11 protein-coding genes are annotated in these 12829 nt (G+C 67.4%); 7 read left to right on the plus strand and 4 right to left on the minus strand.

The window, feature by feature from the left end:
- Positions 1–56: 56 nt before the first annotated feature.
- Positions 57–1868, minus strand: a complete 1812-nt coding sequence (locus E5CHR_RS14315; protein ID WP_162580459.1) for an acyclic terpene utilization AtuA family protein — start codon at positions 1866–1868, stop codon at positions 57–59.
- A 107-nt stretch (positions 1869–1975) separates the two neighbouring features.
- Here E5CHR_RS14315 and E5CHR_RS14320 point away from each other — a divergent pair, with 107 nt between their 5' ends.
- The 3 genes from E5CHR_RS14320 to E5CHR_RS14330 are packed head-to-tail and all read left to right on the plus strand — an operon-like array spanning position 1976 to position 4883.
- Positions 1976–2872, plus strand: a complete 897-nt coding sequence (locus E5CHR_RS14320; protein WP_162580460.1) for a succinate--CoA ligase subunit alpha — start codon at positions 1976–1978, stop codon at positions 2870–2872.
- Positions 2869–4068, plus strand: coding sequence for an ATP-grasp domain-containing protein (locus tag E5CHR_RS14325; RefSeq protein ID WP_162580461.1), 1200 nt, complete (start codon positions 2869–2871; stop codon positions 4066–4068). Before E5CHR_RS14320 ends, E5CHR_RS14325 begins: the two co-directional genes overlap by 4 nt.
- A complete protein-coding gene (locus E5CHR_RS14330) occupies positions 4065–4883 on the plus strand; it encodes an enoyl-CoA hydratase-related protein (RefSeq protein ID WP_162580462.1) in 819 nt (272 codons plus the stop codon). The genes E5CHR_RS14325 and E5CHR_RS14330 overlap by 4 nt, the downstream gene beginning before the upstream one ends.
- A gap of 15 nt (positions 4884–4898) precedes the next feature.
- Here E5CHR_RS14330 and E5CHR_RS14335 read toward each other — a convergent pair whose 3' ends face one another.
- Positions 4899–5672, minus strand: a complete 774-nt coding sequence (locus E5CHR_RS14335; protein WP_162580463.1) for a GntR family transcriptional regulator — start codon at positions 5670–5672, stop codon at positions 4899–4901.
- 138 nt (positions 5673–5810) lie between these two features.
- Here E5CHR_RS14335 and E5CHR_RS14340 point away from each other — a divergent pair, with 138 nt between their 5' ends.
- The 4 genes from E5CHR_RS14340 (at position 5811) to E5CHR_RS14355 (ending at position 10442) form a co-directional block, all read left to right on the plus strand.
- On the plus strand, positions 5811–6800 hold the full coding sequence (locus tag E5CHR_RS14340) for a Bug family tripartite tricarboxylate transporter substrate binding protein (RefSeq protein WP_162580464.1): 990 nt from the start codon (positions 5811–5813) through the stop codon (positions 6798–6800).
- Between the two features lie 100 nt (positions 6801–6900).
- The gene (locus E5CHR_RS14345) at positions 6901–8070 is read left to right on the plus strand and encodes an acyl-CoA dehydrogenase family protein (protein ID WP_232062061.1); all 1170 of its coding nucleotides are present in this window, start codon (positions 6901–6903) and stop codon (positions 8068–8070) included.
- Positions 8070–9089 carry an NADP-dependent oxidoreductase gene (locus E5CHR_RS14350; RefSeq protein WP_162580465.1) on the plus strand — a complete coding sequence of 340 codons (1020 nt, stop codon included), beginning with the start codon at positions 8070–8072 and terminating at the stop codon, positions 9087–9089. Before E5CHR_RS14345 ends, E5CHR_RS14350 begins: the two co-directional genes overlap by 1 nt.
- Before the next feature lie 150 nt (positions 9090–9239).
- Positions 9240–10442: an acyl-CoA dehydrogenase family protein gene (locus E5CHR_RS14355; RefSeq protein WP_162580466.1), complete on the plus strand. Its 1203-nt coding sequence runs from the start codon at positions 9240–9242 to the stop codon at positions 10440–10442.
- A gap of 22 nt (positions 10443–10464) precedes the next feature.
- Here the strand turns inward: E5CHR_RS14355 and E5CHR_RS14360 are convergent, their stop codons facing one another.
- Positions 10465–11421 (minus strand): Bug family tripartite tricarboxylate transporter substrate binding protein, encoded by a 957-nt coding sequence (locus E5CHR_RS14360; RefSeq protein ID WP_162580467.1) that lies wholly within the window; start codon positions 11419–11421, stop codon positions 10465–10467.
- Positions 11422–11467: 46 nt separating this feature from the next.
- Positions 11468–12709: a CaiB/BaiF CoA transferase family protein gene (locus E5CHR_RS14365; protein WP_162580468.1), complete on the minus strand. Its 1242-nt coding sequence runs from the start codon at positions 12707–12709 to the stop codon at positions 11468–11470.
- Positions 12710–12829 lie beyond the last annotated feature (120 nt).

Genomic DNA, 12829 nt, shown 5'->3' on the forward strand with positions numbered 1-12829 from the left:
GGTGCCGGCCACCACGCCGGCCAGGCCGACGAGGTGCAAGCACCTGGCCCATGCCATCAGGACGCGATCGTCCCCTGGAAGCCGGGGTCGATGTCGGGCAGCCAGGCTTTGGGGATGTCGACGGGGTGCGTCAACGCGATCTGGCTGAAGGTCTTGCCGAGCGGGTCGTTGCGCAGCGATGCCGCGCCGCCACCGCCGAGGGCTTCGTCCAGGACGTAGTTGTAGGCATGGATGCCCGGGACTTCGTACCGGTGCACACGGCCCTTCGCCAGGTGGTCGAACCAGGAACGCATCGCGGCTTCGGTCAGCTGCGTGCCGATGAGGGCGGCGAAGCGCGGTTGCCGCGCGATGATCGCCAGGTGTGCCCGGTCTCCCTTGTCGCCGCTGCGCGCGACTGCGATGGCCGACAGCGGCACGGTCACGGTTTCGCCAGCAGGCAGGGGCTGGTGTGAAAAGCGGGCGCCGCCTCCCGGCACGGACTCGGACGCGGACGGGGCGATCTCCACCTCGTTGCGTTCCTTGTCGATCACGACGCTCACAGGGACGCGGCTCTTGGGCCACAGGAAGGAGAACAGCCTGAAGACAGCCTGCGGCTTCTGGCGGCCGCTGAAGCCCGTGGTGCCGGGTGCGCCGGCGATGCCCATGGGTGCGACCTCGCTGGCCACCATCTCCAATGCCTTGGCATGGTCATGATGCACGGCCAGCCGAACCACCACTTCGCGGGCGTCGGGGCGGGCATGGGCACCGAAGGACGGCTGCTCGCTGCCGAGGACCTCGATGCACACGCGCTTGAAGTCTCCATGGCCGGCCTCGGCCATCAGCCGGCGTGCGCGGGCGACGATGGCGTCCATGGCACGTTGGCCCATGGCCACCGCATCCTTGCCGACGAAGGTGAGCGTGGTCGAGAGACGATAGCCATCCACCCAGGTGCCGCTGACCTTGTAGGTCGGCGTGGGCGCCCGTCCGCGCGCGCCGCGAACGCGCACGCAGTTGGCACCGGCCTGTTCGAGGGTGACGGAAGTGAAGTCGCAAGTCACGTCCGGCAAAAGGTAGTTGGCCGGGTCCGTCACCTCGTACAGCATCTGCTCGGAGACGACCAGCGGCGTGATGAGGCCGCCGGTGCCTGGGGGCTTGCTGAGCACGAACGTGCCATCGGCTTCGCATTCGGCAATGGGATAGCCCATGTCCTCCCATCCCGGCACCTTCCACCAATCGGTGAACAAGCCGCCCGTGGTTTGGGTCGTGCATTCGAGGATGTGGCCGACCAGGCTGCCGGCGGCAAGGCGGTCGTAGTCCCCGGGCTTCCAGTCGAAGCGATGGATGAGGGCTGCGAGCGCCAGAGCGCTGTCGGCGCAGCGGCCGGTGATGACGACATCGGCACCCTGGCGCAGCGCGGCCGCGATGGGGAAGGCGCCGAGGTAGGCGTTCATGCTGGTCAAGCCCTCTGGCAGCGGCGCGCCGGAGAACGCTTCGCGCACACCGGCGGCGCTCACGGCCTCGCTGTGAGGCAGCAGGTCGTCGCCTTCGATCACCGCGATGCGCAGGCCGACGCCGGCGGCATCCGCTGCCGTGCGCAGCGCCTGCGCGCAGGCCTGCGGATTCATGCCGCCGGCGTTGCTCAAGAGCGTGGTTCCCCGCTGCTTCAGCGTCTTGAGGTGCGGGCCCACCGCCTTGACGAAGTCGGTTGCATAGCCGAGCTCCGCATTGCGGCTCTTTGCGCTGGCCATGATGGAGAGTGTGAGTTCGGCGAGGTAGTCGAACACCAGCACGTCGACGTCGCCGCGTTGGACCAGTTGTTCGACGCCCTTGTTGCTGTCGCCCCAGAAGGCGCTGGCGCCACCGATGCGCAGCGTGTCCTTGTCAGCCATCCGGATTTCCTTTCGTGCGTGGTCTTTCGAGCCTGAAGTTTCCCTGTTAGCATGTAGTTCTGTCAATAGTACTTCTTTGGAATTTCACTCATGGAGCGTTGCACGGCATGGCCATTCTGCTGACCTCGGGCACCCGCGTGCTGGCAGTCAACGCGACCGGCGCGTATGGAGGCGGCCAGGTGCGCGCGATGCGTGAGTTCGGCACGCGGGTGGTTGCTCATGTGGCCCCCGGCCGTACCGGCGAGATCGATGGGCTGCCGGTGTTCGCAACCATGGCGGATGCGGTGGGCGCGACCCAGGCAAGTGCCGCGGCCATCTTCACGCCGGCAGCCGGCGTACGCGATTCCCTGGACGAGGCTGCGCGTGCCGGCCTGTCGCTGGCCTTCGTGGCAGCGGAGTTCGTGCCCGTGCACGACGTGCTGCGCGCCGCACGGCAGGCGCGCGAGGCCGGGCTGTGGCTGGTCGGCCCCAACTCCAGCGGCATGGCGTCGCCGGGACAGGCCGTCCTGGGCGCCATACCTCCGGGCATGACGCGGCCCGGCCGCATCGGGGTCATGGGCCGCAGCGGCACCCTCACCATGAACGTCTGCCGGGCGCTGAGCCTCGCCGGGCTCGGGCAGAGTTCGGTCGTGCACATCGGGGGTGACGTGGTCTGCGGACGCAATCCGCACGAATGGCTCGGCCTGTTCATCGCCGATCCGCAGACCGACCTGGTGGTCTACCTGGGAGAGCCTGGTGGCACCAAGGAGTACGCCATGCTGGACGCCGTGCGCAGTGCCGGGAAACCGGTGGTGGCGCTGGTGGTCGGGCGCCATGTTCCCAAGGAGCGCCGCATGGGCCACGCAGGCGCCCTGGTGGGCAGCGAACGTGAAGCCGCTGCCGCCAAGATCGAGGCGCTCGCCGCGGCGGGCGCGCATATCGCCAGGTCTCCCGCCGAGGTGGTCGAGCAGGCCGGCGCGCTGCTCGGGCAGCCCGCGCCGACCGTGCTGGAGTCGCTTGCATGAACCTCGTCGAATTCGAGGCGAAGGCGCTCCTGCGAAGGGCAGGCCTGCCGCTGCCGGCCGGCATCGTTGCGGATGAATCCGCCGACGTGGCCGTGCATGCGCCCTGCGTGCTGAAGGCACAGGTTGCCGAAGGCGGACGCGGCAAGCGCGGACTCGTCGTGCCGGTGAGCTTCGGCGACGATGGCGCGTCGCAGCTGCGCCTGCTGCGCGAGCGGATGCGGGCGCAGGGACACGATGCGCCGCAGGTGCTTGTCGAGGAAACCATTGAAGCCATCGAGGAGTGCTACTTCAGCTGGAGCATCGATGACGTGGCGCAGGACTACGTCCTGCAGTTCTCGATGCAGGGAGGCGTCGAGGTCGAGTCGCAGGCCCACACTTTGCGCAGCCTGCATGTCGCGGCCGGCCATGTGCCTGCCGCACATGAGTTCGTGCACTTCTTCGCCCAGTCGGGAGCGAAGGGGCGAACGGTGGGCGCGCTGTGCCGCTTTGCCAGTGCATCCTGGCGCGTATTCGTCCAGGAAGATGCCCAACTGCTGGAGATCAATCCGCTCGCCGTGCTGGCGTCCGGCGAGGTGATGGCGCTGGATGCCAAGCTGGTCCTCGACGACAACGCCGCCGCCCGCCACCTGGACTGGACGGCGCTGTATTCGTCCCGGCTGGCGGATCGCCAGGCCACGGCGCTGGAGCGCCGCGCCGCAGCCAACGGCTTCGCGTTCGTCGAGCTCGAGGGCGAGATCGCCATGCTGGCGGGTGGCGCGGGCATCGGCATGGCCATCCTGGACATCCTGGCAGACGCGGGGATGCCCGCCGCCAATTTTGCGGATGCCTCCGGTGGAAGCGGTGCGAATGTCTTCGAGACACTGGGACGCATCGCCTTCGAGCGCGCGGCGCGGCCGGACGTGAGCGCCATCCTGATGTACTTCACCTTGGCCGCGACCTCGGTCGCCAGCGTGGTGAAGGGGATCATGGCGCTGCTGGACGCCGGCGCGCCGCCGAAGCCTTTGGTGATCGGACTGCTCTGCTCCGGCGCCGGCGAACGCGAGATGACTTTTGCCCAGGCCCGGGATGCCTTCGCCGCGCGCGGCCTGCGCTGCGAGCCCGGCCTGCCCGAGGCGCTGGATGCGCTGGCGCAGGTGCGCCTGCCGCGCCCGGCCGGCCCAGTCCTTATCCACGAACAAGACGGAGGTATTCGATGAAAGAAGATGGTTTTGCCAACGACAAGAATCGCAGCCATGCCGACGGCGATCTGCTGGTGGTTCGCGAAGGCGGCATCCTGCGCCTGACCCTCAACCGCCCGCAGCGCCGCAATGCGTTGACGGACGCAGTGCTCCTGGGCCTGCGCGACGAACTGGCCGCGGCCTCGAAAGACACAACGCTGCGCGCCGTCATCCTCACCGGCGCCGGCGACAAGGCCTTCTGCGCCGGTGCCGACCTGACCCCGGGCGATACGCCGTTCCAGCCCGATTTCGCGCGCCTGACATTGCCGATGGCCGACCTGATGCGGGCGGCGCATGACTGCCACGTCCCCATCATCGGCCGCATCAACGGCGTCTGCATGGCGGGGGGCATGGGTCTCTTCGGGCTGTGCGACATGGCCATTGCCGTCGATGACGCGCGCTTCGGCATGCCCGAGGTGAAGGTCGGCATCTTCCCGATGCAGATTCTCGTGGTGCTGCGCGACCTCATTCCGCCGCGCTTCCTCAACGAGATGTGCATGACGGGAAAGCCCATCGATGCCGCGACCGCGTTCTCCATCGGATTGCTGAACAAGGTGGTCCCGGCGGCCGAGCTCGACGCTGCCGTGGACAGCCTCGTGCAGGATCTCCTTGCGGTGTCGCCGATGGCCAACCGGCGCGGAAAATATGCGCTGCGCGCGGTGGAGGCCATGGCGTTTCCGGAGCGCGTGGCATTCACCGAGACAGCCATCAGCGCGATGATCCAGACGCAGGATGCGCGCGAAGGCCTCGCGGCGTTCAACGAAAAGCGGCCACCGCAGTGGAAGAACCGCTGAGACTCGCGCGCGGCCTCAACCGGCCTTGATCAACTCCGTCGTGTCCCGCTCGATGCCGAAACGGTCGCCGCGAAAGGTGAGCAGGGCGTAGTAGAGGATGTCGCCTTTGGCGTCCAGGAACACCCGCCGGATGCGCGCGACAGGCGCAGAGAGGGGGCACTTCAACAGTTGCGACTCCTCGAGATCGGCCGCGGCCACCGTGACGCGTTCATGGCAAAGGTGCAGGGCGCCGCGCGCCTTGTCCCGCACCAGCCGTGCGATCTTCACCTGTTCTTCGCCCACCTTGCCGAAGCGTTTGTAGATCGGGAGGGAGACGAAATGGGTCGAGACCGAATACGGGTCGCCGCTTTCGAAATCGACCTTGCGAATGCGCATGTACGGCCCACGGGCCTTGCCCATGTACGGGTCGCCGAGATAGCTCTCCGGCACGTTGTCGCGGCTGATGATGGTGATCTCGTACCGCGGCGTGACCGACGACACCATGTTGATCGACACGAACAGCGGGTTCTTGTCTTCGGCCGGCGTGTAGGTGACGAAAGTGCGCCGGCCGCGCTGGCTGGACACCAGGCCTTCCTTCATGAGGATCTGCATGGCCTGGCGCACCGTGACGCGCGCCACGTTGAATTCGGCGGCAAGCTCCTCGAGGGTGGGGATTTCCGCGCCGTTGGGCCAGACGCCACTCTTCACGCGTTCGCGCAGGATTCCGGCAAGTTGGGCGTACAGCGTGACCGGCCCGGGCTCGAGCCGGTAGGCAGGGGACGAACGAACAGGATTAGGCTGTGCCGGCATGCGTCGGATTGTAGATGGGACATCCGTGCTTCCCCTCGCCCGGCCGTTTCGCAATCGTGCATCCGCACATCACCTGCGGGCACGCACAAGGCCGTAAGATCATTGACGGTACCTTGAGATGAACCTGGTTTTTTGCGCATGAATGAACCCGCCTTGTCCGTCTTCCGCAGGTCTGGTCTGGTTGCGACTGCGGTGCTGCTCGTCCTTTCTGCAGTTCCGGCCGCCGCGCAGAGCAGCGCAGGCCGTGCCGCACGCATCGTCGTAGGGAGCGCGGCCGGCGCCAGCTCCGACGCGGTAGCGCGTTTGCTGGCCGACAGCTTCACGCACAGCCTCGGCCGCCCGTTCATTGTCGACAACAAGCCCGGCGCCTCGGGCAACATCGCAGCCGAGCTCGTCGCGAAGTCGCCACCAGACGGCAACAACCTGCTCTTGATCTACAACGCCCATCCCGCTGTCGGCGCTTTGTTTCCTCATCTCCCGTTCGATCCGGTCAAGGACTTTCGATCGGTCGGCCTGATCGGGACCACCCCGTATGTCCTGGTGGCAACGCCGACCCTGCCGGGGCGCAACCTCGGCGAGGCGCTGGCCCGGGCCCGGGCTGCGGGAACGCCCCTGTCCTTCGGCTCCACGGGCGCGGGATCGCCGCAGCACCTGACGATGGAGCGCCTCAAGAAAGAGTCGGGCATCGATATCACCATGGTGCACTACAAGGGCGGCGCACTCGCGAGCAACGATGTGATCGCGGGACACGTGAACATCACCCTCGCCACACCCAGCCTCGCCATGCCGCAGCTCAAGGCCGGCCGGCTGAAGGCGCTGGCGGTTACCGCTGACGAGCGCCTGCCCGAGCTGCCGGACGTGCCGACCGTGACCGAGGCCGGATTCCATGGCTTCGTGTCGGTCGGCTGGTTCGCGCTGCTGCTGCCCGCCGCCACGCCGGACGCCGTGGTGCAGCGTTACAACGAAGCGCTCGACCAGGCGTTGCGCACCTCACCCGTGAAGGAGCGGCTGCTGGCACAGGGCATCACCCCGACGCCTGGCGCACCTGCTGTGCTCGACAGGCAGATGCAAGGCGATGCGCAGATGTGGACGCGGCTGATCAAGGAGCTGAACATCAAGCCAGAATAAAGTCGGTTGACCGCTCATTAGGACTACTTTATTCTTGCCGTTGTCGCGCCGACGACGGATCTCTCCGTGCGGGCGCCAGTCAACCTTGCAGGAGAACCCCATGCCCGGATTGGTCATGACGCCTTTGCGTCAGCAGATTCACGACTCGGCCAAGAAGATCTGCGATCGCTTCGACGACGCGTACTGGCTCGAGAAGGATCTCAATCACGAATGGCCGGTGGCGTACCACACCGCAGCCAAGGAAGCCGGCTGGCTCGGGATCACGATCCCCGAGGAGTACGGCGGGGCCGGCCTGGGCGTGACCGAGGCGGCCTTGCTGATGCAGGTCGTCGGCGGATCGGCCGGCGCGATCGCAGCCTGCTCCACCATCCAGGCCGGCGTCTTTGGCCCGCACGCCGTCACGGTGCACGGCAACGACGAGCAGAAGAGGCGCATCCTTCCGCGGCTGGCGACCGGCGAGGACCAGGCCTGCTTCGGAGTGACCGAGCCCGACGCCGGCCTCAACACCACGGCGATCACCACGCGCGCCGTGAGGAAGGGCGACCGCTACATCGTCAATGGCCAGAAGGTCTGGACCTCGACCGCCCAGGTGGTGAACAAGATCATGCTGCTGGCCCGGACGACGCCGCTCGAAGAATGCGCCCGGCCCACCGACGGCATGACGCTGTTCTGCACCGACTTCGACCGAAAGGCCATCCAGGTGCAGGAGATCGAGAAGCTCGGGCGCGCGGCGGTCGATTCGAACTCGATCTACATCGAAGGGCTCGAAGTGCCGGTGGAGGACCGCATCGGCGCGGAGGGCCAGGGCTTCAAGGTCCTGCTGGACAGCTTGAACCCCGAGCGCATCATCATCGCCGCCGAAGTGGTGGGCCTGGGCCGCCGGGCGCTCGCAAAGGCGACCGAATACGCCAAGGACCGCGTGGTGTTCGGACGCCCCATCGGCAAGAACCAGTCGATCCAGCACCCGCTCGCCGAAAGCTGGATGGAGCTGGAGGCCGCCGACCTCATGACCTGGCGCGCGGCTGAACTCTACGACGCCGGCAAGCCCTGCGGCGCCGAGGCGAACGCAGCCAAATACCTGGCCGCCGAGGCGTCGTTCCGTGCATGCGATCGGGCGGTCCGCACCCACGGAGGCTTTGGGTACGCCAAGGAATTCCATGTCGAGCGCTACCTGCGCGAGACCATCCTGCCGCGCATCGCACCGGTCAGCGGTGAACTGATCCTGTGCTTCATCGCCGAGAAGGTCCTCGGCCTGCCCAAGTCCTACTGATGCGCTCGAATCGACAGATCGTCCTCAAGGCGCGGCCGCGGGGACTGCCCCGGTCCGATGACTTCGAGCTCGTCGAATCGCCGATCCCGGCGCCGGCCGATGGCGCGGTGCTGATGCGCCACGACTGGCTGGGACTCGCACCTGCTGCGCGCCTGCGCATGGACGAGACCGGCTCGTACAGCGCCCCGATGTCGCTGGGCGACGTGGTCTATGGGCAGGCGATCGGCACGGTCCTGCACAGCCGGCACCCGGACTTCGAAGCTGGCGACATGGCGATGGCGATGCGCGGGGGCTGGCAATGCTTTTCTTCACTGCCTGGCGGCGACCTCAACAAGATCGATCCGCAGCTGGCGCCGCCGCCGGCCTGGCTGGGCCCGCTGGGCACGTCCGGGCTCGCCGCATACATCGGCCTGCTCGAACACGGCCGGCCCGAGCGGGGCGAGACAGTGGTGGTGAGTGCCGCCGCCGGCGCGGTGGGCTCGGTGGTGGGGCAGATCGCCCGGATCCGAGGCTGCCGCGTCGTGGGCATCGTCGGGAGCGAGGACAAGCGGCGCGTTGCGGTCGAGGAGTTCGGCTTCGATGACTGTGTGGATCACCACGACCCCGACTTGGCGAAGGCACTCGCGCGCGCCTGCCCCGACGGCATCGACGTGAGCTTCGAGAACGCCGGCGGCGTGTCGCGCGACGCGGTATGGCCCCTGATGGCGCGCGGTGGACGCATCGTCGTGTGCGGCCTCATCTCCGAATACAACGAGCCGCAGGCCACGGGCCCCGGCTGGTACCGGCTGCTGACCCAGCGCCTGACGATTCGCGGCTACATCACCTCGGACCACTTGCACTTGCGCGGCGCGTTCGAGCGGGACATGGCGCGCTGGTGGTCCGAGGGACGCATCCGCATGCGCGAGGACGTGAGCGAAGGGCTGGCCAGCGCGCCTGCGGCCTTCATCGGCATGCTGCAGGGGCACAACCGCGGCAAGGTGCTGGTTTCGCTCGCGGCAGACCACGCGGAAGCGGGATGAGCCGCCGGGCCGCTCCGAAGGCTCTTGGCACCGCAGCCGCAGCCGCAGCTGCAGAAGAAGTGACTGCACTGAGGCCGTTGCCCGCGCGCGAGTGAGCGCCTGTCACGGGCGCGTCCGTTCCCGGACTTCGGCCGTCGGACAATCGTTTCCATGACCCTCCAAGACATCTACCTGATCAAGGCGCCGACGACACGCTCGCGCGAAATAGCCGACCGCGTCGAAGCTTTCGTGCGGGACATCGTCATCCCGTTCGAGCGCGATCCCCGGTGCACCCCGCACGGGCCGAGCGCGGAGCTGGTGGCCGAGCTGCGTTCGGCGGCCACGGCCGCGGGTGTCATGACACCGCACATCCTGGACGACGGCAGCCATCTCACGCAGCGTGAGACCGCGGCCGTGCTTCAGCGATCCGGCCTTTCGCCGCTGGGCCCGGTCGCCGTGAACACCGCCGCGCCCGACGAGGGCAACATGTTCCTGCTCGGCAAGGTGGCCACGGCATCTCAGCGCGAGCGCTTCCTGGAGCCGCTGGTGCAGGGCAGGGCGCGATCGGCCTTCTTCATGACCGAGCCGGCCGCGGAGGACGGGGCCGGGTCCGATCCGTCCATGCTGAAGACGCAGGCCACCCGCACCCCCGGCGGCTGGTCGATCTCGGGGCGAAAGGCTTTCATCACCGGTGCGGATGGTGCAGGCGTGGGCATCATCATGGCGCGAACCGGCACGGGCGATGCGGTCGAGGCGACGATGTTCCTGGTGCACCTGCCGCATCCCCGCGTTCGCATCGAGCGCGTGCTGGACACCATCGACAGCTCGATGCCGGGCGGTCACTCCATCGTGATGATCGACGCGCTGGAAGTGCCTGACGAAGACGTGTTGGGCGGGCCGGGCGAGGGCCTGCGCTACGCACAGGTGCGGCTCGCTCCCGCGCGCCTGTCGCACTGCATGCGCTGGCATGGCGGCGCAGTGCGTGCGCAGGGCATCGCGACGGCGTATGCGCTGCAACGCAAGGCCTTCGGCAAGCCCCTGATCGACCATGAGGGCGTCGGCTTCATGCTCTCCGACAACCTGATCGACCTGCGGCAGGCCGCCTTGATGATCGAGTGGTGCGCCGACGCGCTCGATGGCGGTTCACAGGCCAGCGTCGAAAGCTCGATGGCGAAGGTCGCAGTGTCGGAAGCGCTGTACCGCGTGGCCGATCGCTGTGTCCAGGTGATGGGAGGAACCGGGGTGAGCGCGGACACCATCGTGGCGCAGATCTTTCGGGAAGTCAGGGCCTTTCGCATCTACGACGGTCCGACCGAGGTCCACAAATGGTCGCTTGCGAAGTACATCAAGCGGCAGGCCAGGCCCGCGGAATGAACCACGCCGCGGGAGGCCGGCTTCATTCCGGCTTGATGCCCTGCTCGGTGATGACCTTCTTCCACATGGCGGCGTCTTCGCGGATCTGCCGGTCGAGCACTTCGGGCTTGCCAGGCGCGGCCACGAGGTTCGAAGCCTTGAACTTCTCGAGCACCGCGGGGTCGGCGAGGACCTTGTTGAGTGCCTCGTTGTAGGTCTTCACGATGGCCGGTGGCGTGCGAGCGGGCAGCAGCATCGCGTACCAGCCGTCGGTGACGAAGCCCTGGTAGCCCATCTCCTTGACGGTCGGTGCATCGGGGAACTGCGGCAGCCGCTGCGGGCTGGTCACCGCCAGCAACTTCATCCGGCCTGCGCGCACCAGCGGTTCGCAGAAGGCGATGGTCGACAGCGTGAAGTCGACATGGCCGGCCGTGACGTCGGACTGGCCGAGCGACGGATTCTTGTAATGCACCATGCGGATGTCCACGCCGCTCTGCTGCTTCAGGCGCTCCAGCATCAGGTGCTGCGGCGTTCCGATGCCGATCGAGGCAAAGGCGAGCGAGCGGCCCTGGGTTCGCGCGAGGTCGAGAACCTCCTTGAGGTTGGCGCCGGGCAGGGACGGCGTGGCCACCAGCGCATAGGGCGTGCTCGCGATCATCCCCACGGCCTGGAAGCTGGCCACCGGATCGAAGGGCAGGCTGGGGTGCAGCGCGCCGGCGATCGGGTGGACGTTGAAGGTCACGAGTGCCGTGTTGCCGTCAGGCGCCGCCTTGGCCACATGATCCGCGGCAATGTTGTAGGAGGCGCCGGGCTTGTTCTCCACGATGATGGTTCGCCCCATGACGCGGCCCATCTGCTCGGCCAGCAGGCGCGTGAGGATGTCGGTCCCGCCACCGGGCGCGCTGCCGGTGATGAACTTCGTGACCTGCTGGGCCCGGGCGCCGGTGGTTCCCAGGATGGCCAGCAGGGCGGCAGTGGCGGTTCGGCGATTGCATGTCATGGTGGCCTCGGAATGTCTTCAAGCAAATGGTTGGAGGCCAGCAGCTTCAGCCGCGGGCGCCGGCGCTGGCGGAGGGCTGCCGGGTGATGCCGTCTTGCAGCATCTGCTCGATCTGTGACTCGCTGTAGCCGACTTCGCGCAATATCTCGGCGCTCTGTTCTCCCTGCAGGGGCGGCGGCCTGTAGTTCTCCGGCGGCGTGCCGTGCCATTCGCTGGGAACGGCCATCTCGCGGATCCTGCCCACGTGCGGATGGTCGACTTCCGAGAAGAAGCCGATGTCGCGCAGATGGGGGTCGTCCAGCAGGCTTTCGAAGGTGTTCATGGGGAACACCGGGATATCGGCCGTGGCCAGCGCTTCCTGCCATTGCGCCGTGGTGCGCAGAAGGAGCTGGTCGCGCACGAACGCGTTCAACGCCTCGCTGTGCGCCGTGCGCGTCGTCATGGTGGTCAGGCGCGGGTCGGTGCCCCACAAGTGGCCCATGCCGACCACTTCGAGGAAGGCTTTCCAGTGGTGGTCGTGGTAGATGGCGCAGCAAACCCAGGCGTCCTTCGTGCGGTACGGCTGCCGGGCCTTCGCCAGCAGGCGCGGATAGCCGAAGTCACCCTGAGGCGGCAGGAATTTCTGGCCATAGAGATGGTCGCCGAGCACGTAGGGCACCATGGTCTCGAACATGGGCACGTCCACCTGCTGGCCCTTGCCCGTGCGGTCGCGGCTGTACAGCGCGGCCAGCACGATGCCGAAGGCGTAGAGGCCGACCGAGCGATCGGCGATGTTGACGGGCACGTAGTGCGGCTCGTCGTCGGTGTTGGCCGCCACGGCCCACGGTATGGCGGTCGCGGCCTGGATCAGGTCGTCGAAAGCGGGCGAGCGTGCATAGCGTCCGCGCTGGGAAAAGCCGACCATGCTGACGTAGATGATGCGGTCGTTGACTTCGGCGACGTCCTGGTAGGTCAGCCGCAGGCGCTTCATGCCGTCCGGCCGGACATTGGTGGTCAGCACATCTGCATCTCTCACCAGCCGCAGGAAGGCCTCCCGGCCCGAGGGCTGCGCCAGGTCCAGCACGATGCTGCGCTTGTTCCGATTGGCGGCAAGGTAGACCGGTCCCATGCCGGCGTCGCCCTGCGGCCCGATCTTCCGGGTGGCGTCGCCCACGCTGGTCTCGACCTTGATGACGTCCGCCCCCAGGTCGGCGAGCATCTGCGTGGCCGACGGCCCCATCAGGACGGCGGTGAGGTCGACGATCTTCAGGCCCGAGAGCGGGCCCGTGAGTGGCTTGTCGTGCGGCATTTTCGAAGAAGTGTTTTCAACGCTGTGGGCTTAATGTACCATTATCGGAACTTCCGGTCGAGATGTTCGTTCCGGACTCTCCTGGCGGCCCCGCGCCGTCCTCCATGCCATTTCGAAGGA

It is taken from the genome of Variovorax sp. PBS-H4, assembly GCF_901827205.1.
In the GTDB taxonomy this organism is placed as follows: domain Bacteria; phylum Pseudomonadota; class Gammaproteobacteria; order Burkholderiales; family Burkholderiaceae_C; genus Variovorax.